2 protein-coding genes are annotated in these 1,589 nt (G+C 68.3%); both read left to right on the plus strand.

Going from position 1 to position 1,589, the window contains the following annotated elements; translation table 11 throughout:
- Nucleotides 1-118: 118 nt before the first annotated feature.
- Entirely contained in the window at nucleotides 119-442 is a 324-nt protein-coding gene (locus AC04ME_RS19155) for a DUF6112 family protein (RefSeq protein ID WP_087132356.1), read from the plus strand.
- Nucleotides 443-475: 33 nt separating this feature from the next.
- Nucleotides 476-1,589, plus strand: a 1,114-nt coding sequence (locus AC04ME_RS19160) for a conjugal transfer protein TrbL (RefSeq protein ID WP_475436603.1), incomplete at its 3' end; no start/stop codon positions are given.

A 1,589-nucleotide genomic window follows, 5' to 3' on the forward strand; every position in this document is an offset into this window, starting at 1 on the left:
GCACCAGCTCCGAGCCGGCCAAGCCCGGGCCGGTGACGGCAGCGGCCGCCGCCGGGGGTCCGCACCTGTGACGGTGAGCCCTGCACGAGGCGGGCTCGTACTCGTCAAGGAGCCCTGTATGACCCTCATCGTCGACACCCTCGCCCTGACTGTCGCCGCCGTCCCGGCCGACATCGTCATCCCGCCCAACGACAACGGCCTGCCCGGCATCGCCGCGCTGCGCACCGTCGTTGGCGCCGTCATGACGGTCGGATTGATCCTCAGCGTCTTGGCCTTGATCATCTCGGCTGTGGTTTGGGGTTTCGGCGCGAACTCCTCCAACCCCCACCTCGCGTCGAGGGGCAAGCTCGGCGTGCTCATCTCCTGCGGCGCGGCGATCATTACCGGCGCCAGCGTCACGCTCATCAATTTCTTCTGGAACGTCGGCCAGACCGTGTCCTGACCCTTTCAAACAAGCAACGGAAAGGGGTGAGGCATGGCCGGCATCTGCGACGTCCCCATCATCAGCAACGTCTGCGACGTCGTCGGCGAGACCGCGGCGACGCTGATCAGCGCGCCGTTCGACTGGCTGGCGCAGGCGATCGGCGCCGCCGCGTCCTGGATGTTCCAGGGCGTGTGGTGGCTGTTCGACACCACGACGCTGGTCGACCTGAGCGACCCGGGCTACATCGGCGTGTACAACGTCATCTTCGGGATCGCCATCTTCCTGATGCTGATCTTCTTCTGCCTGCAGCTGATCACCGGCCTGATCCGCCGCGACCCGTCTGCGCTCTCGCGTGCTGGTCTCGGGCTGGCGCGGAGCGTCCTCGGTTCCTTCCTCGTGGTCACCCTGACCACGACGCTGCTGGAGGTCGTCGACCAGCTCACCATCGGGGTCGTCCAGGCCACCGGGACGACCGTGGAGGAGATGGGCGGCAAGATCGGCCTGCTAGTGGCCGGGCTCACCGCCATCAACCTCAGCGCCCCCGGTGCGGGGGCGATCGTGACGATCTTCCTGTCGTTCCTCGCGTTGAGCGCGGCGGCGATCGTGTGGTTCAGCCTGCTGATCCGCAAAGCGCTGATCCTGGTCGCGGTGGTCATGGCGCCGGTCGCGCTCTCCGGGGGCTCGTGGGATGCCGCCCGGGGCTGGTTCGGGAAATGGGCGAGCTTCGTCCTCGCCTTGATCTTCAGCAAACTCGTCATCGTCGTGGTGTTCCTGGTCGCGATCAATCAGGTCAACGCGCCGATCGACTTCGACCTGGCCTCCATCGCGGATCCGGTCGCGGGCATCGTGTTGATGTTCGTAGCCGCTTTCGCGCCCTACATGGTGTACCGGTTCATCGCGTTCGTGGGCTTCGATATGTACCATTCGATCGCGGCCGAGCAGGACGCGAAGCAGTCGATGAACCGGCCGCTGCCGCTGCCGGGCAAGCCCTCCGGGCCCGCCCCCAAGCAGGTTCTCGACGGCGACGGCTCCTCCGGCGGCTCCGGAGCACCGCCGGCTGGACCCGGCCCGGGCGGTCCCGGCGCGGAGCCCGCGCCTGGTGGTGCGCCCACCGGCGGCGGGTCGGCCGGCACCGCCAGCACCGCCGGAACGGCCGGCACCGCCG

The organism is Microbacterium sp. LjRoot205, from assembly GCF_056175745.1.